Here is a 21205-nt window from a genome sequence, read left to right as displayed (position 1 = left end):
GTCTTCATCGCCGGCAAGCCGGCTCCCACAGGGTGTGGTTGGCGCTGCACCAGTGGGAGCCGGCTTGCCCACAACCATAGAATCTCCCACAAAAGCGGTGCCATAGGTGTGCGAGCTGGCTGCCAGCGATGGGGCCGGTGCCGACTTTCAAGACTCGCGCAAGGTCATGCCATTGGCCGGCAACGGCAGCGCGGTCTTGTAGCGCACCTGCTTGAGGGCAAAGCTCGAGCGGATATTGGCCACCCCGGGCAACCGCGTCAGGTAATCGAGGAACCGCTCCAGCGCCTGGATGCTCGGCAGCAGCACACGCAGCAGGTAGTCCGGATCGCCGGTCATCAGGTAGCACTCCATCACCTCGGGCCGTTCGGCGATCTCTTCCTCGAAGCGATGCAGCGACTGCTCCACCTGCTTCTCCAGGCTCACATGAATGAACACGTTCACGTCCAGCCCCAGCACCTCGGGTGCCAGCAGGGTTACCTGCTGGCGAATCACCCCCAGTTCCTCCATAGCCTTGACCCGGTTGAAGCAAGGCGTCGGCGACAGGTTCACCGAGCGGGCCAGTTCTGCGTTGGTGATGCGAGCGTTTTCCTGAAGGCTGTTGAGAATGCCGATATCCGTACGATCGAGTTTGCGCATGAGACAAATTCACCGGTTTTTTGTGTTTATGCGGAATGTTTATCTGGCCCGTCAGGCAAAGGCAATCAACTTGAGAGAAAAATTCTTCGGCCCTGCCCCTATGATGTATCTAACGCTGACCTACCGGTCACAAGCCGGTACTCAGCAGCGACCGCTTCAAAGCTCACAAAAACAACATTCGAGCGAGCGTAAAAGGCATGAACGAGTACGCCCCCCTGCGTCTGCATGTGCCCGAGCCTACCGGCCGGCCAGGCTGCCAGACCGATTTTTCCTACCTGCGTCTGAACGACGCCGGTCTTGTCCGTAAACCTCCTGTCGATGTGGAGCCCGCCGATACCGCGGACCTCTCCTACAGCCTGATTCGCGTCCTGGACGAGCACGGCAACGCCGTCGGCCCCTGGGCCGAGGACATCGACCCGCAAGTCCTGCGCCAAGGCATGCGCGCCATGCTCAAGACGCGGATCTTCGACAACCGCATGGTCGTCGCCCAGCGCCAGAAGAAGATGTCCTTCTACATGCAGAGCCTGGGCGAGGAAGCCATCGGCAGCGCCCAGGCCCTGGCGCTGCAATACACCGACATGTGCTTCCCGACCTACCGTCAGCAGAGCATCCTGATGGCCCGGGAGGTGTCCCTGGTCGAAATGATCTGCCAGCTGCTGTCCAACGAGCGCGACCCGCTCAAGGGCCGCCAGCTGCCGATCATGTACTCGGTGCGCGAGGCCGGCTTCTTCACCATCAGCGGCAACCTGGCCACCCAGTTCGTGCAGGCGGTCGGCTGGGCCATGGCCTCGGCGATCAAGGGTGACACCAAGATCGCCTCGGCCTGGATCGGCGATGGTGCCACCGCCGAGTCGGACTTCCACACCGCCCTGACCTTCGCCCACGTCTACCGCGCCCCGGTGATTCTCAACGTGGTCAACAACCAGTGGGCCATCTCCACCTTCCAGGCCATCGCTGGCGGTGAGTCGACCACCTTCGCCGGCCGTGGCGTTGGGTGCGGCATCGCCTCGCTGCGTGTCGACGGCAACGACTTCATCGCCGTCTACGCAGCCTCGCGCTGGGCCGCCGAACGTGCCCGCCGTGGCTTGGGCCCGACCTTGATCGAATGGGTCACCTACCGCGCAGGCCCACACTCGACCTCGGACGACCCGTCCAAGTACCGCCCGGCCGACGACTGGAGCCACTTCCCGCTGGGTGACCCGATCGCGCGCCTGAAGCAGCACCTGATCGCCAGCGGCCACTGGTCCGAGGAAGAACACCAGGCGGTCACCGCCGAGCTCGAGGCCGAGATCCTCAAGGCCCAGAAAGAAGCCGAGCAGTACGGCACCCTGGGCAATGGCCACATCCCGAGTGCTGCCTCGATGTTCGAGGATGTGTACAAGGAAATGCCTGAACACCTGCGCCGCCAGCGCCAGGAACTGGGGGTCTGAGATGAACGATCACAACAACAGCATCCATCTGGAATCCGCCATGTCCACCACCACCATGACCATGATCCAGGCCCTGCGCTCGGCCATGGACATCATGCTCGAGCGCGATGACAACGTGGTGATCTACGGTCAGGACGTCGGTTACTTCGGCGGCGTGTTCCGTTGCACCGAAGGCCTTCAGGCCAAGTACGGCAAGTCGCGTGTATTCGATGCACCGATTTCCGAAAGCGGCATCGTCGGCACCGCCGTGGGCATGGGCGCCTATGGCCTGCGCCCGGTGGTGGAGATCCAGTTCGCCGACTACTTCTACCCCGCCTCCGACCAGATCGTCTCGGAGATGGCCCGCCTGCGCTACCGCTCGGCCGGCCAGTTCACCGCCCCGCTGACTCTGCGCATGCCCTGCGGCGGCGGTATCTATGGCGGCCAGACCCACAGCCAGAGCCCGGAGGCGATGTTCACTCAGGTCTGCGGCCTGCGCACGGTGATGCCGTCCAACCCCTATGACGCCAAGGGCCTGTTGATCGCCGCCATCGAATGCGACGACCCGGTGATCTTCCTGGAGCCCAAGCGCCTGTACAACGGCCCGTTCGACGGCCACCACGACCGCCCGGTGACGCCGTGGTCCAAGCACCCGCAGAGCGCGGTGCCCGACGGCTATTACCAGGTCCCGCTGGACAAGGCGGCCATTGCCCGTCCAGGTAACGACGTGACCGTGCTGACCTACGGCACCACGGTGTACGTGTCCCAGGTAGCCGCCGAAGAGACCGGCGTCGACGCCGAAGTCATCGACCTGCGCAGCCTATGGCCGCTGGACCTGGAGACCATCGTCGAGTCGGTGAAGAAGACCGGCCGCTGCGTGGTGGTCCACGAGGCCACCCGTACCTGCGGCTTCGGCGCCGAACTGGTGTCGCTGGTCCAGGAGCATTGCTTCCATCACCTCGAGGCGCCCATCGAGCGCGTCACCGGTTGGGACACCCCCTACCCTCACGCACAGGAATGGGCCTACTTCCCCGGCCCTTCGCGGGTAGGCGCGGCATTGAAACGGGTCATGGAGGTCTAATGGGCACGCACGTCATCAAGATGCCGGACATCGGCGAAGGCATCGCACAGGTCGAGTTGGTGGAATGGTTCGTCAAGGTCGGCGATGTGATCGCCGAGGACCAGGTGGTGGCCGATGTCATGACCGACAAGGCCACCGTGGAAATCCCTTCGCCGGTCAGCGGCAAGGTACTGGCCCTGGGCGGCCAGCCCGGTGAGGTGATGGCGGTCGGCAGCGAGCTGATCCGCATCGAGGTCGAAGGCGGCGGCAACCACGTGGACGAGCCGCAGGCCAAACCCGTCGAAGCCGTCGCTACCCCCGCTCCGGCACCGGTCGCCGAGCCTCCGCGCAGCGAACCGCAGGTGGTGGCCAGCCAGCCTGCTACAGCCAGCGCCACCGCGCCCATCGTGCCGCGCCAGGCCAGCGACAAGCCTCTGGCCTCCCCGGCCGTGCGCAAGCGCGCCCTGGATGCCGGTATCGAGCTGCGCTACGTGCATGGCAGCGGCCCGGCGGGGCGCATCCTGCACGAAGACCTCGACGCCTTCATCAGCAAGCCCCACAGCACTGCAGGCCAGGCGCCGAGCGGCTACGCCAGGCGCAAAGGCAGTGAGCAGATTCCGGTCATCGGCCTGCGTCGCAAGATCGCCCAGCGCATGCAGGACGCCAAGCGCCGCGTCGCCCACTTCAGCTACGTCGAGGAAATCGACGTCACTGCCCTGGAAGCCCTGCGCCAACAGCTCAACCAGAAGCACGGCGAAAGCCGCGGCAAACTGACCCTGCTGCCGTTCATCGTGCGCGCCATGGTCGTGGCCCTGCGCGATTTCCCGCAGATCAACGCCACCTACGACGACGAAGCCCAGGTCATCACCCGCCATGGTGCCGTGCATGTAGGCATCGCCACTCAGGGCGACAACGGCCTGATGGTGCCGGTGCTGCGCCATGCCGAAGCCGGCAGCCTGTGGAGCAACGCCGCCGAGATCGCCCGCCTGGCCAACGCGGCGCGCAACAACAAGGCCAACCGCGACGAGTTGTCGGGCTCGACCATCACCCTGACCAGCCTCGGCGCCCTGGGCGGTATCGCCAGCACGCCGGTGGTCAACACGCCGGAAGTGGCCATCGTCGGGGTCAACCGTATGGTCGAACGGCCCGTGGTGATCGACGGCCAGATCGTCGTGCGCAAGATGATGAACCTGTCCAGCTCCTTCGACCACCGCGTGGTCGATGGCATGGATGCCGCCCTGTTCATCCAGGCCGTACGTGGCCTGCTGGAACAGCCCGCCTGCCTGTTCGTGGAGTGAGCATGCAACAGATCCTCAACACCACCCTACTGATCATCGGTGGCGGCCCTGGCGGCTACATCGCCGCCATCCGCGCCGGCCAATTGGGCATCCCCACCGTGCTGGTCGAAGGCCAGGCCCTGGGCGGCACCTGCCTGAACATCGGGTGCATTCCGTCCAAGGCGCTGATCCATGTGGCCGAGCAGTTTCACCAGGCCAGCCGCCTCGATGACCACTCGCCGCTGGGCATCAGCGTGTCCGCACCGCGCCTGGACATCACCCGCAGCGTGGCCTGGAAGGACGGCATCGTCGATCGCCTGACCACCGGCGTCGCCGCGCTGCTGAAGAAGAACGGCGTGAAGGTGATCCACGGCTGGGCCAGGATTCTCGACGGCAAGAACGTCGAGGTCGATGGCCAGCGAATCCAGTGCGAGCACTTGCTGCTGGCCACCGGCTCCACCAGCGTGGAATTGCCGATGCTGCCATTGGGCGGCCCGGTGATTTCCTCTACTGAAGCCCTGGCCCCCAAGGCCCTGCCCCAGCACCTGGTGGTGGTCGGCGGCGGCTATATCGGCCTGGAGCTGGGCATCGCCTACCGCAAGCTGGGTGTGCAGGTCAGCGTGGTGGAAGCCCGCGAGCGTATTCTGCCGACCTACGACGCCGAACTGACCCAGCCGGTGGCCGAGTCGGTGAAGAAACTGGGCATCACCCTGTACCTGGGGCACAGCGTCGAAGGCTACGAGAACGGCTGCCTGCTGGCCAACGACGGCCAGGGCGGGCAACTGCGCCTGGAAGCTGACCAGGTGTTGGTCGCGGTCGGCCGCCGCCCGCGCACCCAGGGTTTCAACCTCGAATGCCTGGACCTGAAGATGAACGGCGCGGCAGTGGCCATCGACGAACGCTGCCAGACCAGCATGCGCAACGTCTGGGCCATTGGCGATGTAGCCGGCGAGCCAATGCTGGCCCACCGCGCCATGGCCCAGGGGGAGATGGTGGCGGAAATCATCGCCGGCAAGGCGCGGCGTTTCGAGCCGGCTGCAATTGCCGCGGTGTGCTTCACCGACCCGGAAGTGGTGGTGGTCGGCAAGACCCCGGAGCAAGCCAGCCAGCAAGGTCTGGACTGCATCGTCGCGCAGTTCCCCTTCGCCGCCAACGGCCGGGCCATGACCCTGGAATCGAAAAGCGGCTTCGTGCGCGTAGTGGCTCGCCGTGACAACCACCTGATCCTCGGCTGGCAGGCCGTGGGGGTGGCGGTCTCGGAGTTGTCCACCGCCTTTGCCCAGTCCCTGGAAATGGGCGCGCGGCTGGAAGATGTCGCCGGCACCATCCATGCGCACCCGACCCTGGGCGAAACGGTCCAGGAAGCGGCCCTGCGCGCCTTGGGCCACGCCCTGCATATCTGACACTGAAGCGGCGACGGCCGATTTGACCCGCTGCGCCCCAGGCGCCGCGGGTCTTTTTTCCCGGCTTACGCCGTCCTGTAGGAGCGGGCTTGCCCCGCGATCGGGCGCGTAGCGGCCGCAAATCCGGTAAACCTCGGTATCGAGGTGGCTGGTTTTACGGCCGCTTCACGCCCGATCGCGGGGCAAGCCCGCTCCTACAGGGGCCGCCTGCAGCTCATTCGAATATGGTGTTCTTGCCCGCCGCCTTGGCCCGGTACAGCGCCCGGTCAGCCCGCGCCAGCAAGTCGTGCTGGTCTTCATCGTCCTGCCAGCGCACCACCCCGAAGCTCATGGTCAAACGGCAATCGCCGATCGGCTCCACCGCCTCCATGGCCTGGCGGATCGCACCTGAAATTTCCAGTGCCTCTTCCACCGGCGTTTGCGGCAGCACGGCAACGAATTCGTCGCCCCCCCAACGCGCCAGCAGGTCCTGAGGGCGCAGGCAACGTCGGACGCACTCGACCACCTCCACCAACGCCGCATCCCCGCGGGCATGACCGTGGCAGTCGTTGATCGGCTTGAAGTCATCCACGTCCATGACGATCAGCGACAGCGGCTGGCGGAAACGCCGGGCTCGTTCGCATTCCTGCTGCAGGGTCTTCTCCAGGCGATAACGGTTGGCAGTGCGAGTCAGCGCGTCGCGCTCGGCAAGCTCGAGATTCTCGTCGAGCTGACGTTGCAGTTGCTGGTTGACCCAGGACAGCTCCCGGGTGCGCTCGGCCACCAGGGTTTCCAAGGACTGGTTCTTCTGCTGCAGCTCGATCACCAGGCGTTTGCCGGCGTCGATGTTGCGGTGCGCCCCGAGCATGCGTGCCACCGAACCATCCTCGTTGCGGGCAATGATGTGGCCGCTGTCCTCGATCCATAGGTAGCTGCCGTCCTGGCAACGGCAGCGGTATTCGATACGGTAGCGCTCGTTGCGCTGGTTGATGTAGGCCTCGAAATGGGCCATGACCCGAGGGTAGTCCTCCGGGTGGATGACGCTTTCCCAGGTCAGCACGGTATTGGCCAGGGAATGGCTTTCGTAGCCGAGCATGGCGTACCAGCCGGGGTTGCGGTAGACGTAGCCGGAATTGGCATGCCAATCCCAGATGCCATCGCTGATCAGCTCGAACAAGGTATGCAGCTGCTGCTCGCTGAAACCGGCGGGCACCGGCTTGGGCTCCTGACTCATCACACACTCCCTTGGGCTCCCCTCGGTGGCAAGCATAGCTGCACGGTACAGTGCTGGCAGATAGCCCAAGCGGCCGCTTTCGTGCCTTTGCAAGCCCAGGCGAGCGGGTCTGTAACGTTCACGCAACGCTACAGGAGCGGCTTTGTGCCGCAAAAGGGGCCGCGCAACGACCCCCCATGGCTCAAGGCTCCTTGACCCCCGTGGTATCCCCGATCAGCGACTCGGCCTTGAGCATCGGCGCCGGCTGCTTGCGCAGACCAGCCACCTGGGCTGCAGTCACCGCAGCCGCCTGGTTGCCCCAGCTGCTGCGGATGAAGTTAACCACGTCGGCCACCTGCTGGTCATTCATCCGCCAGGCAAAGGCTGGCATGGTGAAGGTCGATGGCGCTGTCTGCGTTGCAGGCAAGGTGCCGCCTTCGAGCACGATATGGATCAGCGAAGTGGCATCCTCGCCCTGCAGTACCGGGTTGCCGGCCAACGCCGGGAACACCCGCGCGTAGCCCTTGCCATCGGTGCGGTGGCAGGCGGCGCAATTGTCCACGTAGAGCGCCGCACCGGGCTTGGCGTCGTCGCCCTTCCACAACGCATCGGCGACCTGGCGATCCTCCTGGAACGGCTTGTCGTCCGGGTTCACCGGCGGCAAGGTCTTCAGGTAACGGGCGATGGCGCTGAGGTCGGCGTCGCTCATGTATTGCATGCTGTGCTCGACCACGTCGCTCATGCCGCCGAAGACCGCCGTACGCTCGTTGCGCCCAGTCTTGAGGAACGCCACGATCTGCGCCTCGCTCCAACTGCCCAGGCCATCCTTGTGATCGCCCCGCAGGCTCTTGGCGATCCAACCTTCCAGTGGCGCGCTGCCGGCCAGGTAGGCATCGCCGTCGTCGGCATCCAGGGCTTTTTCCTGCATGGTCAGTGCTCGCGGCGTGTGGCAGGCGCCACAATGGCCGAGGCCCTCGACCAGGTAGGCCCCGCGGGCCACCACTGGGTCGCGCCCGCCGGCCTCGAACGGCTTGACCTCAGGCGCGAACAACCCGCGCCAGAACGCCAACGGCCAGCGCATGCTCAGCGGCCAGGGGATATCGCTGTCCTTGTTGGCTTGCTCCACCGGCTGCACGCCGTGCATGAAGTAGGCATAGAGCGCCTGCATATCCTCGTCGCTGACCCGCGCATAGGACGGGTATGGCATGGCCGGGTACAGGGTGCTGCCATTCAGGCCGATGCCCTGGCGCACGGCACGCTCGAAGTCCTCGTAGCTGTAGTCGCCGATGCCGCTCGGGTCCGGGGTGATGTTGGTCGAATAGATCGTGCCGATGGGCGTCTCCATGGGCAGGCCGCCGGCGAACGGCTTGCCGCCCTTGGCGGTATGGCAGGCCACGCAATCGCCGGCGCGAGCCAGGTACTCGCCCTGCTTGATCAAGGCGGGGTCGGGCGCATCGGCAGCGTGCAACAGGGTACTGGCGCCCAGGCAGAGGGCGGCGGTCAACAATCGTTTCATGGTCGGCCTCCTATGCCTGCACCAGTGGACCGGGGCTCTTCAGGTACTGCTCGCGAATGGCCCGCGCCGACCAATAGGTCAGCGCCGCCACCAACCCGGTGGGGTTGTAGCCCAGCCCTTGAGGGAAGGCCGAGGCGCCCGGCACGAAAACGTTGTGCACGTCCCAGCTTTGCAGGTAGCGGTTGATGGCACTGGTCTTGGGGTCGGTGCCCATGATCGCGCCGCCGTTGAGGTGGGTGGTCTGATACACGGTGGCGTCGAAGTGCTGACCGAACGCCTTCATCGACGCGGCGATGGCCTTGGGACCCATGGCCTCGGCGATCTTGCGCATCTGCTCGACCATGAAGCGGTTCATCTTCACGTCGTTGTCTTTCCAGTCGAAGGTCATGCGCAGCAGCGGCAGGCCGTAGGCGTCCTTGTACACCGGGTCCAGGTCCAGGTAATTGTCGCGGTAGGACTGGTGCGCGCCATGGGCATCCATCGACAGCATGTGGCTGTAGCTGTCGGCCACCGCGGCCTTCCAGGCGCTGCCCCACTTGGGCGTGCCCGGCGGGGTCTTGGTGCCGGAAATGGGCTTGGTGCCAGCCTGGTTGACCCAGAACGGCGAACCGCCGACGAAACCGAGCGGGCCATGGTCGAAGTTGTCGGCGTTGAAGTCATCCACCGCCACGCCATTGCCGCCAGCACCGATGAAGGGGTTGGTGTGGTGGCTGTTCTTGTCGAAGAAGGCGCTCACCGTGGACAGGTTCTGGAAAGCGAAGTTGCGCCCCACCACGCCCTGGTTGCTGACCGGGTCATAGGGTTTGCCGATGCCCGAGAGCAGCATCAGGCGCACGTTGTTGAACTGGAAGGCGCCAAGGATCACCAGGTCCGCCGGCTGTTCCACCTCACGCCCCTGGGCATCGACGTAGGTCACGCCGGTGGCCAGATTCTTCTCGGCGTTGAGGTTGACCCGCAGCACGTGGGCATTGTTGCGCAGTTCGAAGTTCGGTACCTGGCGCAGGGCCGGCAGGATGTTCACGTTGGGCGAGGCCTTGGAATACATGTAGCAGGCATAGCCGCTGCAGTAGCCGCAGAAATTGCACGGGCCCATCTGCGCCCCGTAGGGGTTGGTGTAGGGCCCAGAAGTATTGGCCGACGGCAAATTGTAGGGGTGGTAGCCGACCTCGCGGGCCGCCTTCTCGAACAGCTGCGCCGAGACGGTGTTCTTCTGCGCCGGCAGCGGGAAGTCATCGGAGCGGTCCGGGGAGAAGGGGTTGCCGCCCTTGTTGCGCCCCACTACCTGCCCCTTGATCGACCAGGCAGTGCCGGAGGTGCCGAAGACTTTTTCGGCGAAATCGAAGTACGGCTCCAGCTCTTCGTAGCTGACGCCGAAATCCTGGATGGTCATGCCTTCGGGAATGAAGGCCTTGCCATAGCGTTCTTCATAGTGGCTGCGCATGCGCAGCTCCATCGGGTCGACCCGAAAATGCACGCCCGACCAGTGCAGCCCGGCCCCGCCGGTGCCCGTGCCGGGCAGGAAAGCACCGAACTGGCGGTACGGCACGGCCACATCGTTCAGGCTGTGGCGCAGGGTCACGGTCTCGCGGGAGATGTCCATGAACAGCTTCTTGCGCGAGTTGTAGGTCAGCTCGTCCATGGTCTGCGGGTAGACGCCATCCGGGTAGGTGTCACGCGCCGGCCCCCGCTCCAGGGCTACCACCTGCAGGCCTGCTTCGGTCAGTTCCTTGGCCATGATGGCGCCGGTCCAGCCGAACCCGACGATGACCGCATCGACTTTCTTCATCACCTGGGCCATTCGCTCAACCTCGCTCGCCAGTGATCGATACCGGAGGGAAGGGATAGCGCTCGTCGCGTTCCACCCAATCCATGAAATCGGCACGCGCGCCGGGGAAGCCGATCAGCTTCCAGCCGACCAGGCCTTGGTTGCCGCCGTGCAGCGGGTCGCTGAAGAAACCTTCGCGGGTATTGAGCCAAAGCATGGCGAAGAAAGTGACAGCAGGCACCGAGGCCAGGGCCGCCTTGCCGCTGTCCAGAGCCTCCAGGGTTTGCTGCTGCTGGGCCGGGTCCAGCTGGGCGAACGGCTTGTTCCATTGCGCCTTGCACCAGGCGTCGGTTTCCTGGATGCCCAGCCGGTAGATTTCCTGGGGGCTGAGTTTGAGCTGGTAACCCAGTTCGGCCGGTGCGTCCGGATGGAAGGGGCCCTGCATGTACCACAGGCCACCGCTGCCGTAGCGGGTATTGAGCTGGCGGTCGATGAATTCCGGTACACCGGCTTCTACCGCACCGGGGCCGAGGGCATCGGCAGGAATGAGCAATGCGACTGCGGCCGAGATGAACGCCCACTCCTGGGCATTGAAGAAGGTCGGCTGGTAGGCGCGGGCGGGTGCCCTGCCCTGTTCGGGGGCCTTGGCGGGTGCAGGTGTGGCGGTATCGGCAAGCACCGCACTGCCCATGCCGGTGCTGGCGAGGGTCGCCACCGGGATGAGGGTCAGTGACTTGCGCAGGAACTCGCGGCGCGCCGGGTGCGCGAAGGCAGGTTCGTCGTTGGACATGGCTTTGGCCTCTTCTTTGACAGGTCAATCAGGTCATACATGGCATTCGCTCCGTTCGTGCGGGGCTGTTGTTGTAATGTCGGGAAAGCATAGACAGTGCTGCCTCCATCGCGGGACAAGCCCGCTCCCACAGGATGGTGCATCAACACCTGTGTGAGCGGGCTTGCCCCGCGATGGAGCCTGGCGCGGATTAACTGGCCCTGCGCTCCCAGGCGATGGGGTTCACCAGGTTGGCCGGTTTTTCACCCGCCAGGGCGGCAAGCAGGTTGTCCACCGCACAGCGGGCCATGGCCTCACGGGTTTCATGAGTGGCCGAGCCGATGTGCGGGGTCACCACCAGGTTGTCCAATTGCAGCAGCGGCGAGTTGGCAGGCAGTGGTTCGTGGACGAACACATCCAGGCCCGCCCCACGGATACGCCGCTCGCGCAGGGCCTGCAGCAGGGCCGCCTCGTCCAGCACGCGGCCGCGGGCGATGTTCACCAGGATCGCCGAGGGCTTCATCAACGCCAGCTCACGCTCGCCGATGAGGTTCTGCGTTTGCGCGCTCAGGGGCACGCACAGGCAGACGAAATCGGACTCGGCCAGCAAGGCCTCGAGGCTGCGGTGACGCGCCCCATAGCGGGCCTCCACTTCGGGCCGTGGCTGACGGGTGTGATACAGCACCTGCATGCCGAACCCTGCGTGGGCCCGACGGGCCAGGGCCTCGCCGATGCGCCCCAGGCCGACGATGCCCAGTGTCTTGCCGTGGACATCGCAGCCGAACTGGGCCGGGCCGATGCCGGCCTGCCAGTGGCCATTGCGAATCCAGCCATCGAGCTCCACCACCCGCCGGGCACAGGCCATCAGCAAGGCGAAACCGGTATCGGCAGTGGTTTCGGTGAGCACGTCGGGGGTGTTGGTCAGCAACACGCCGCGGCGGTCCAGCTCGCCGATGTCGTAGTTGTCCACGCCCACCGAGACGCTGGAAACCACCTCCAGCTGTGGCGCCAGGCCCAGCAGCTCGCCATCCAGGCGCAGGCTGGCGCCGAGCAGGCCATGGGCGCCCGGCAAGGCCGCCCGCAGCCGCGCCAGGCCATCGGCCGCTGGCGCCTCGACCAGAGTCACCTCGGCATGGGCCTGCAGGCGCTGCATGAGTTCATCGGACAAACGTTTGTAGAGGACGATGCGTTTTTTCATGGTCGATACCTATTGGCTCGGCGCCAGGTGTTGGCGCCGTGCCTGTTGTGAAGGGTTGAGCACGGCCGTCAGGGCCACCGCTACCAGCAGCGCGCCGCACATGAACAGATAGGAAGCACCCGGACCGCCGGTGGCACCGTTGAGGTAGCCCACTAGCCAGGAGCCGGAGAACGAGCCCAGCGCGCCCATGCTGTTGATCAGGGCCATGGCGCCGCCGGCAACGTTGCTGGGCAGCAATTCCGGCACGATGGCGAAGAACGGGCCATAGGGGGCGTACATACAAGCGCCGGCGATCACCAGCAGGGTGTACGACCACCAGAAATGCTCGGTGCCAAGGATGTAGGAGCCGTAGAAAGCCAAGGCGGCGATCAGCAGGGGCGGCCAGACGAAACGCTTGCGCTTTTGCATCCGGTCTGACGCCCAGGACACCCCGAGCATGGCCAGCACCGCGCCTAGGTATGGCACCGCCGACAGCCAGCCAGCGGTGACGATGTCCAGCGCCGCGGCCTGTTTGAGGATCGAGGGCAACCAGAGCACGAAGCCGTAGACGCCGATGCTCCAGCAGAAGTACTGCAACGACAGGATGATCACCTTGGGCGAACGGAACGCCTCGCGGTAGTTCTTCACCGGCTTGATGCCCTGCTGCTCAGCGGCCAGGGCCTCGCGCAGCGCGGTTTTCTCCTGTGCCCTCAGCCAAGTGGCCTGCTCTGGGCGATCGTCCACCAGGCGCCACCAGATGAATGCCCACAGCACCGCCGGCAAGCCCTCGATAATGAACATCCAGCGCCAGTCGAAATGCTTGACCAAGTACCCGGACACTACCGACATCCACAGGATGGTCACCGGGTTGCCGAGAATCAGGAAGGTGTTGGCCCGAGAGCGTTCGGCGCGGGTGAACCAGTGACAGAGATAGATCAACATGGCCGGCATCACCGCCGCCTCCACCACCCCCAGCAGGAAGCGGATGGCGATCAGCAGCGACACGTTCTGCACCATGCCGGTGAGCGTGGCCAGGCCACCCCAGAGGATCAGGCTGACGAAGATCAGTTTCTTGACGCTGCGCTTTTCGGCGTAAATGGCGCCGGGAACCTGGAAGAAGAAATAGCCCAGGAAGAACAGCGCCCCGAGCAAGGACGACAGGGCCGGGGTGATGTGCAGGTCATCGGCCATGCCGGAGGCGGCAGCGAAGCCGTAGTTGGCGCGGTCGAGGTAGGCCAGGCTGTAGGTGATGAAGACGATGGGCATGATGTACCACCAGCGCCTTGGGGCAAGTCGGTCGATCTGCATGGTTGTATCTCCTGAGCTTGTTGTTCTTGTTGCAACAGGTACCGGCCAGGCCGGCAGGTTCGGTTCAACCGCCGAAGCGGCCTTCGTGGGCATTCAATTCATGGCGCTGCGGCAGGCCTTCCATGTCGCCGCGTGATTGCACCGCACGGCTGCCGCACCAGTTGCCGCGGGCCACGGCGCGGTGCAGGTCGTGGCCTTCGAGCAAGGCGCTGACCACGCCCACGGCGAAGGCATCGCCCGCCCCCACCGTGTCCACCACCTGCGCCACGGGGCAAGGCGCGACCACTCCCTCGGCACCCCGGGCATCGCACAGGTAGGCCCCCTCGGCGCCCAGTTTGATGGCCACGCATTGCACGCCATGCTCCAGGTAGAAACCGGCAATGGCTTCGGGGGTTTGTCGGCCCGTGAGCAGGCGCCCCTCCTCCAGCCCTGGCAGCACCCAGTCGGCTTTGACCGCCAGGGCGTTGATTTCCTGGACCATGGTTTGCCGGTTGGGCCACAGCGACGGGCGCAGGTTGGGGTCGAAGGAAACGCTGCGGCCCTTGGCGCGCATGGCATCGAGCAGTTGCCGGGCAAGGTCGCGGCACGATGCTGACAATGCAGGCACGATGCCCGTGGCGTGCAGGTGGCGGGCATTCAGCAGCTCCGAGCACAGCTGTGCCGGCGACATGCGGCTGGCGGCCGAACCTCGGCGGAAGTATTCCACCTGCGGGTCGCTGCCATCGTCGCAGCGCGCCTTGAGCTGAAAGCCTGTGGGATGCGCGGGGTCGATTTCGACATGAGTGCAGTCCACGCCCTCGCCACGCAGGCTGGCGAGCACAAAGGCCCCCAGCGAATCGTCGCCCACCCGGCTCAGCCAGTTCACCCGCAGGCCCAGGCGCGCCAGGCCGATGGCGACGTTGCTGTCGGCACCGGCAATGCGCTTGCCGAAGCCTGCCACCTGGGCCAGGTCGCCGCACTGCTCGGCCACGAACATGGCCATGGTTTCGCCGAAGCAGAGCACGTCATGTTCAACCATGGCGCACCTGCACTTCGAGCACGGCCAAGTGTTGGACCTGCTGGCGGGTATAGCCCAACAGATCGTCGGCGACCAACGGATACTCGATGGCACGGGGAACGCCGGGCATGAAATGGGTCATCAACTGCCGCCAGGCAGCCAGATCCGATGCCTGCGGCGGCACCGCCACCTGGCGCCCGTCGTCACGCCGGGCGACGGCCTTGCAGTGCACATACTGCACCCAGCGGCCCAGCGCTTGTGCGGCCTGCACGGGCGACTCGCCCTGCCAGTACCAATTGCCGATGTCGAAGGTCATGCCCGGTGCCAGGTCAAGGGCGGCGGCACGCTCGAAGAACTGCCGCAGAGGTTCCAAGCGCCCTCCCTGAACAGTCTGGTCGTTCTCCACGAACAGTGCCGTCCTGCGCCCGAGCAAAGGCCGCAGGGCGTGCAGGTCGCACGTGTCGCGGTAATGGCCAAGGGATACTTTCAATGCCACCGCACCGATCCGCTCGGCCAGGTGCAGCCGCTCGGCCACCGCTGGCTCCAGGCTGCCGTCCTCGCGCCACAACTCCAGGGGCGTGGAGAACAGGCTTTCCAGCCCCAGCTCGACACTGGCCTTGGCCAGGGCGTCGGCATCGGGCCAGGTGTCGAACAGCTCCTCACGCCACTCCACGCGGCACGCACCAGCTTGCGCCAACAGCGGCAGGTAGGCGACCTGGCCACGGCGCTTCACGGTATCGGCACCGAAGCTCGACAGGCTGATGGAAACAGGGTTCGCATGCATCGTCGTTGTCCTTGTTCTTGTCGAATGAAACCGGTTTCATTTTCACGCAAAAAACAGCGCGACTCGCGGGTCGCGCTGCGTTCAACTGCGTATCGGGGTGGAGCTTCGCACGATGAGCTGGGCGCGTAGGTCAAGCCGACGCGCCGGCAATTGGCTGCCCTGCAGGCGTTCCAGCAGGCACTGGACCGCTGCGGCCGCGATATGTTCGGTGGGCTGGGCCAAGGCAGTGATACCGCCACCGACCAAGGGGTACCAGTCCAGGTCATCGAGGGCCACCAGGCCCAGTTGCTGGAACAGCTGCTCGCCGCGCCCATGCAGGTGGCGCATGACGTCCAGGGTCGCCACGCCGTTGCAACTGAACAGGGCCTGGGGACCATGGCCGGAGCTGGCCAGGAAGGCCGCCAGCTGCGCAGGCAGGTTGGCGCTCACTTCCAGCACCTGGCCGCGCAACCCGGGCCGCCGGGCGATGGAGGCCTGGAAAGCGGCCACCCGCTCCTGCCGCGAACTGGTGCCGTCGAGGGGTTCACTGACGGCAAGGATGTCGCGGTAGCCACAGGCCTGTAGATGGTCCAGGGCCTGCTCGACGGCATCGGCGTTGTCCAGGCCCACCAGGTCGGTCTGCAGCTCGGCCAGTTGGCGGTCCACCAGCACCATGGGCAGCTCGCGGGCCAGGCTGGCCAGCTCGCCGGCGTGGTGGCCGAGGGTGTTCACGATCAAGCCGTCGACGTTGTAGGCCTGCAACGCCTGCAGGTGCTGGCGTTCCTGGTCGTCGTCGCAGTCGGTGTTGCACACCACCAGGCTGTAGCCATGCTGGCGACAGGCCGTCTCGACGCCGTGCATCACCGCCACTGAATAGGGATTGCGGATATCGGCCAGGAGCATGCCGATCAGGCGCGTACGGCCGCGCTTGAGGGCACTGGCCATGCGGTTCGGGCGATAGCCGAGCTGCTCGATCACCGCCTCGATGCGCTGGGCGGTGGCGTCGGCCAGCAGTTGCCGATCACCGCCGATATAGCGCGAAACGGTGGCCTTGGAAACGCCGGCAGCCTGGGCCACTTCGCTGATCGTGACCCGTGTACGGGCCTGGGAAAGCGTCTTGTCCACCCGATGACCTTCTTGTATTCGCTTATGTGGGCAGGGTTATGAAAACGGTTTCAATAAAACAGGGAAGCTGGGATTCGTCAAGAGGGTTGCAGTCGTCGAGACAGCTTCGGTGTGTGTGATCGAGCGCCGCGCGGGCGGCGCTCGATCTCGCAGGGTCAATACAGCCGCGCCTTGATCAACGGTCGCAGCAGGTAATTGAGCACGGTACGCTTGCCACTGAGGATATCCACTTCGGCGACCATGCCTGGGATGATCGGCAAAACCTCCGAACCACGGGTCAGCTGGCTACCGTCGGTGCGGATCAGCACCTGGTAGAACGACTCCTTGCCATGGGGCGTATCCTCCTCGATGGTGTCGGCACTGATCTGCTCCAGGGTGCCGCTGAGGTCGCCATAGATGCTGTAGTCATAGGCCGTGATCTTCACCTTGGCTTCCATCCCCGGGACCAGGAAGGCCACGTCCCGTGGTTTGATCTTGGCCTCGACCAGGAGCCGGTCTTCCACCGGGATGATCTCCATGATCGGGTCACCCGGCTTGATCACACCGCCGCGGGTATTGATCAGCACCGTGTTCACCCGCCCCCGCACCGGCGACAGGATCTGCGTGCGGCGCAACTGGTCGTGCCGCTGCTGCACGATCGGTTCCACCTGGGCCAGCTGGGCCTTCTTGTCGGCGCGTTCGGTGTAAGCCTCCTGGAAGTAGGTGTTCTTGAGCTCGGTGAGCTTGCCGGTCAAGGTGGCGATGTCCTGACTTAGCTTGAGCGCCTCCATCTGGCTGACCGCACGCTTTTCCACCAATGGTCGCACCAGGTTCAACTGCCGCTGGGCCAGACCGATCTGCTGCTGCACGGCGCGGGTGCCTTCGTGCAGCTTGGCTCGACGCGAAGCGAACAGTTCCTGCTCCGAGCGCGCCAGCGGGCTTTTGCCGTCGATATCGCTGGGGAACTCGATGCGGTCCTTGCCCAGCACCTCGGCGTCCAGGCGGGCGATCGCCGCACGCAGGACCTGGGACTGGTTGGCCGACTCCTGGTAGTTGGTCAGAAAGTGCGTTTCATCCAGCTGCACCACCGGCTGCCCCACTTCCACCAGGTCGCCCTCGTTGACCAGCAGGCGGTCGAGAATGCCCCCTTCCAGGCTCTGGATCTTCTGGATGCGGCTGAACGGCACCACGCGACCATCGCCCCGGGTCACCTCGTCCAGCTCGGCCCACGCGGCCCAGGCGATGAACAGCACCAGCGTGCCCAGCAGGGTCCACAGCAGCGGCCGATAGGTCGGGTGGGTGGTGGCCAGCAGCGGGTCTTCCAGTTGCCTGCGAAGCGGCAGATTCTTCGTTTCAACGCCCATGGGCACGCTCCTCGACAACGGGTGAGACCTGGACCTGGTTGCCCTGCACCACCTGTTGTACGGCACCGTCCATCACGACCTGTCCCTGACGCAGGACCACTGCGCGGTCCACCAGGGCCAGCATGCTTTTCTTGTGGGTGGTCAGGATCAGTGTGCGGCCTCCCAGCCAGCGCTGCAGGTAGTTGACCACCTGCAATTCGCTGGCTTGGTCGAAGGCCGCGGTGGGCTCGTCGAGCAACACGATCGAAGGGTCCTGCAGCAGTACCCGAGCCAATCCCACGGCCTGGCGCTGGCCGCCCGAAAGGCTGGCATTGCCCTGGATCGGCATGTCCAGCCCCAGGGCATGGCCCCGCACGAATGGGCCAAGCCCGACGCCGTCCAGGGCCTCGAGCAGGTCTTCGTCAGGCAAAGCGGCATTGGCCAGATTGAGGTTGTCGCGCAATGAGCCATGGAACAGCGCCACGTCCTGGGGCAGGTAGCCGATGCCGCGCTGGCGGTCGGCCGGGTCGATCTGCCCAAGGCTCACGTCGTCGAGCAGCAGGCGCCCCGATTGCGGGCTGGTCAGGCCGCTGAGCAGGCGCAACAACGACGACTTGCCCGCACCGTTGCCACCGAGCAAAGCCACGCGCTCGCCGGCCTTGATGGTCAGCGCCTGCACGTTCACCACCGGCGGGCTGTCGCCATGGGCCACGCGTACGCCTTCGAGCTGGTAATGCCCAGCCAGGCGCTCCTTGTGCACGAAGCGTTGCCCGGAGGGACGTTCCTGGTCCGCCGACATCAACTGGTCCAGGCCTTCCATGGCCACCTTGGTGTGCTGCCAACGGCCCAGAATGCCGGCCACCTGAGACAACGGCGCAATGGCCCGGGAGGCCAGGATCGAACACGCCACCAGGGCACCGACCGTCATCGCTCCGTCGTTGATCCGGTACACGCCGAATACCACCACGCCCACGTAGCACAGCTGCTGGATGATGCTCGAGGTGTAGCTCAAGGCGCTGACCAGGGCCTGGGTTCGCAGGGCCGTGGTCGACAGCTCGCCGGTCAAAGTCTCCCACTGGTGCAGGCAGCGCCCTTCGGCACGGGTGGCCTTGACGGTCTCCAGGTGTTCGAAGGCCTCCAGCAGCACACCGTTCTTCATCGCCCCCTCACGCAGGTTCTGCCGCGACAGCGAGCCGAGCACGCGTTGGGTCAGCAGCCCCGGCAACACCATCAGTACGCAGGCCACCAGCGGCACCCAGACCACATGCCCGCCCACCAGGGCAATGATCAACAGAAAGATCGCCACGAAGGGGATGTCGCTGATCAACGCGGCGCTGGAGGAGGTGAAGAATTCGCGCACCGACTCGAACTCGCGCACCTGGGTGCTGAACGCACCCATCGAGGCCGGCTTGGCCGCCAGCCGCGTACTCAGTACACGGGAGAACAGCAGGGTCGACAGCTGCAGGTCCAGGCGCTTGCCCAGCACCGTCAGCAGATGCCCGCGCAGGATCCGCAACACGCCATCCAGGACGATCGCCGCCATCACGCCACTGGCCAGAATCCACAAGGTGTCGAAGGCGCCGTTGGGCACCACCCGGTCGTACACCTGCATGGCGAACAAGGCCGAAGCGATGGCCAACAGGTTGGCCGCGAAGGCGGCGAACGCCACCTCGGTGTAGGAGCGCCACAGCCGCCGCAGCGGGCCGAAGAACCAGTGTTCGCCCGGCGACTTGGCATAGTCGCCGATGCGCTCGTCAGGGCGGAACCGGCACTTGGCGAAGATCACCGTGCCGCTGTACAGCGCCTCGAGTTCGGCCAAGGCCATGCGCTCGACACCGCCATTGCTCTGCGGCACCAGCACCCGTGCGTGCGCCTCCTCCAGCCCCACCAAGAGCACGGTCTGGCCATTTTCGAGCAGCAACAGTGCCGGAAGCAGGTAGTTGTCCATCTGGCTCAAGGGCTGCTCGACCACCTGGGCGACGATGTCGGCACGGCGCAGCGCCCGTACCACTTTGCTCAGGGGCAATTGCCCCTGTTCCAGGGCAATGCCGTCGACCAGTTCGGCGTCACCGAGTGGACGACCGAGTTGCCGGCACAGCAGTAGCAATCCCTGACGCAACGGATCCTGATGGTTGTCCACCGGCAACGTCACGACCTTCGCTTGGCTGGTATCGATGTCCATGATTCAAACGCCCCTCCACTAATGGGCCCAGCCAACCGACCTGGGCGGCGGCCCGATATTCGACTCGCTTTTGTTCGAAATGCAGGTTGATCAACTGGCGTTCGGCCTCGAAGCGCTCGCGCTGCACGTTGAGCAGGTCGATCACGTCACGCCGACCGACCTCGAACTGCTCGCGGTACAACCCTGCGACCTGCTCCGCTTCCGTCACCTGCTGGCTGAGCGATTGTTCGCGCCAGCGCAGGGTCTCGCCTGTGTCGAACAAGGTCTGCAACTGCCTGCGGATGTCGCGTTGCATGGCATCGGCGGTCCAGCGCGCCGACTCCAGGCGCTGCTGCGCCGCGGTCGGACGCTGGAAGTTGGAAAGCCCCTGGAAGGTGTCCATGCGAAAGCGCAAGGACACCACCGAGTCGTTCTCCAGGTGCCCACCCACCTCGCGCCGCAAGGCCGAGGCTTCCAGGTTCAGTTGCGGCAGCAGCGAGGCCTTGGCCTCACGTACCTGGGCTTCGGCCACGTTGGCATCCTCGACCGCCTTGCGCTGCAAGGGTGAATCGCGGATGACCTGCTTCAGGTCGCTGGCGGCCAGGTAGCGCTGCATGGACATCGGTTGCGGCTCCTCCAGGTCCGCCGCAGGCTGCCCGACCAGGATGTCGTACTGGTTGCGGGCGTCCTGCAGGGTGCCCTTCTCCAGAGACAACTGCTCCTGGGCGCGGGCCAGCTCCAGGTTGGCGCGGTCCAGTTCGCTGCGGTCGGCATAACCGTCACCGCCGCGGTCCTGGGTCATCTGGCGCACGCCATCCAGCCGTTGGAGATGCTGACGCACAGCCTCCACCCGCTGGGTGGCGGCCAATACGTCCAGGTAGGTCTCGATGATGTCCAGGGCCGCATCGTCCTGGGCCACCCGCACCGCCTCCAGCTGCTTGCGCTCGGTGGCGCTGGCGCCGTCGACCTTGCTGCCCACCCGGCCCCAGTCGTAGAGCATCTGGGACACGGTGACGTCGTATACGACCTCACCGAATTCGAATTCCTGTGGCCCGCCGGACATCGACAAGGCCGGGTAATAGCCTCCCTTGGCAATCTTCACCTCGGTGCCGGCGCGTTCGGCCTCGGCGATGGCCGAACGCACATCCGGGTGAATGGCCAGCCCCGACCGTACTGCCTGGTCGAGGGACATAGCCGACGTCAACACCGGCAGGCCGAGTGAAAGGAGCCAGACCAGACTGTGTGAAAACCTAGCAATCTGCCCGGCCCTTTAAGAGAATGCTCCGTATCGAAAGATACGGAGCATTTTTCGTTATGGCTTACAT

Annotated in this window: 15 protein-coding genes and 2 pseudogenes; 4 read left to right on the top strand and 13 right to left on the bottom strand. The window is 65.2% G+C overall.

The window, feature by feature from the left end; all coding sequences use genetic code 11:
* Window positions 1–147 precede the first annotated feature (147 nt).
* Window positions 148–636, bottom strand: coding sequence for a Bkd operon transcriptional regulator BkdR (bkdR, locus tag IRZ56_RS21810; protein ID WP_196146849.1), 489 nt, complete (start codon window positions 634–636; stop codon window positions 148–150).
* A gap of 197 nt (window positions 637–833) precedes the next feature.
* Between bkdR and IRZ56_RS21805 the strand changes: the two genes are divergently transcribed.
* From IRZ56_RS21805 to lpdA, 4 genes are read left to right on the top strand one after another with little or no spacing between them, the layout of a single operon-like run.
* Entirely contained in the window at window positions 834–2066 is a 1233-nt protein-coding gene (locus tag IRZ56_RS21805; RefSeq protein WP_196146848.1) for a 3-methyl-2-oxobutanoate dehydrogenase (2-methylpropanoyl-transferring) subunit alpha, read from the top strand.
* A 1-nt stretch (window position 2067) separates the two neighbouring features.
* Window positions 2068–3126, top strand: a complete 1059-nt coding sequence (locus IRZ56_RS21800) for an alpha-ketoacid dehydrogenase subunit beta (RefSeq protein WP_196146847.1) — start codon at window positions 2068–2070, stop codon at window positions 3124–3126.
* A complete protein-coding gene (locus IRZ56_RS21795) occupies window positions 3126–4403 on the top strand; it encodes a dihydrolipoamide acetyltransferase family protein (RefSeq protein WP_196146846.1) in 1278 nt (425 codons plus the stop codon). Before IRZ56_RS21800 ends, IRZ56_RS21795 begins: the two co-directional genes overlap by 1 nt.
* A 2-nt stretch (window positions 4404–4405) precedes the next feature.
* Window positions 4406–5785, top strand: coding sequence for a dihydrolipoyl dehydrogenase (gene lpdA, locus IRZ56_RS21790; protein WP_196146845.1), 1380 nt, complete (start codon window positions 4406–4408; stop codon window positions 5783–5785).
* 214 nt (window positions 5786–5999) lie between these two features.
* Here the strand turns inward: lpdA and IRZ56_RS21785 are convergent, their stop codons facing one another.
* The 12 genes and pseudogenes from IRZ56_RS21785 to IRZ56_RS21730 form a co-directional block, all read right to left on the bottom strand.
* Window positions 6000–6998: a sensor domain-containing diguanylate cyclase gene (locus tag IRZ56_RS21785; protein ID WP_196146844.1), complete on the bottom strand. Its 999-nt coding sequence runs from the start codon at window positions 6996–6998 to the stop codon at window positions 6000–6002.
* A gap of 128 nt (window positions 6999–7126) precedes the next feature.
* A pseudogene (locus IRZ56_RS21780) lies at window positions 7127–8493 on the bottom strand (c-type cytochrome).
* Between the two features lie 10 nt (window positions 8494–8503).
* The gene (locus IRZ56_RS21775; protein ID WP_196146842.1) at window positions 8504–10291 is read right to left on the bottom strand and encodes a GMC family oxidoreductase; all 1788 of its coding nucleotides are present in this window, start codon (window positions 10289–10291) and stop codon (window positions 8504–8506) included.
* A gap of 4 nt (window positions 10292–10295) precedes the next feature.
* Window positions 10296–11048: a gluconate 2-dehydrogenase subunit 3 family protein gene (locus tag IRZ56_RS21770; RefSeq protein WP_196146841.1), complete on the bottom strand. Its 753-nt coding sequence runs from the start codon at window positions 11046–11048 to the stop codon at window positions 10296–10298.
* 190 nt (window positions 11049–11238) lie between these two features.
* Window positions 11239–12225 (bottom strand): 2-hydroxyacid dehydrogenase, encoded by a 987-nt coding sequence (locus tag IRZ56_RS21765; protein WP_196146840.1) that lies wholly within the window; start codon window positions 12223–12225, stop codon window positions 11239–11241.
* Window positions 12226–12234: 9 nt separating this feature from the next.
* Window positions 12235–13512 (bottom strand): MFS transporter, encoded by a 1278-nt coding sequence (locus tag IRZ56_RS21760; protein ID WP_196146839.1) that lies wholly within the window; start codon window positions 13510–13512, stop codon window positions 12235–12237.
* 64 nt (window positions 13513–13576) lie between these two features.
* Window positions 13577–14530 (bottom strand): sugar kinase, encoded by a 954-nt coding sequence (locus IRZ56_RS21755; RefSeq protein WP_196146838.1) that lies wholly within the window; start codon window positions 14528–14530, stop codon window positions 13577–13579.
* Window positions 14523–15293: a sugar phosphate isomerase/epimerase family protein gene (locus tag IRZ56_RS21750; protein ID WP_196146837.1), complete on the bottom strand. Its 771-nt coding sequence runs from the start codon at window positions 15291–15293 to the stop codon at window positions 14523–14525. The genes IRZ56_RS21755 and IRZ56_RS21750 overlap by 8 nt, the downstream gene beginning before the upstream one ends.
* 81 nt (window positions 15294–15374) lie before the next feature.
* Complete coding sequence (locus tag IRZ56_RS21745; protein WP_196146836.1) at window positions 15375–16397, bottom strand: LacI family DNA-binding transcriptional regulator; 1023 nt, start codon at window positions 16395–16397, stop codon at window positions 15375–15377.
* A gap of 155 nt (window positions 16398–16552) precedes the next feature.
* A complete protein-coding gene (locus IRZ56_RS21740; protein WP_196146835.1) occupies window positions 16553–17740 on the bottom strand; it encodes an HlyD family efflux transporter periplasmic adaptor subunit in 1188 nt (395 codons plus the stop codon).
* The gene (locus IRZ56_RS21735) at window positions 17730–19901 is read right to left on the bottom strand and encodes a type I secretion system permease/ATPase (protein WP_196146834.1); all 2172 of its coding nucleotides are present in this window, start codon (window positions 19899–19901) and stop codon (window positions 17730–17732) included. Before IRZ56_RS21735 ends, IRZ56_RS21740 begins: the two co-directional genes overlap by 11 nt.
* Window positions 19897–21138: pseudogene (locus tag IRZ56_RS21730) on the bottom strand (TolC family protein); the annotation flags it as partial. The pseudogene IRZ56_RS21730 and the gene IRZ56_RS21735, both read right to left, overlap by 5 nt.
* Window positions 21139–21205 lie beyond the last annotated feature (67 nt).

Source organism: Pseudomonas guariconensis, from assembly GCF_015680235.1.
Taxonomy (GTDB): Bacteria; Pseudomonadota; Gammaproteobacteria; order Pseudomonadales; family Pseudomonadaceae; genus Aquipseudomonas; species Aquipseudomonas guariconensis_A.
Note: the sequence above shows the minus strand (reverse complement) of the source record. Positions and strands in the feature narration are given on the sequence as shown.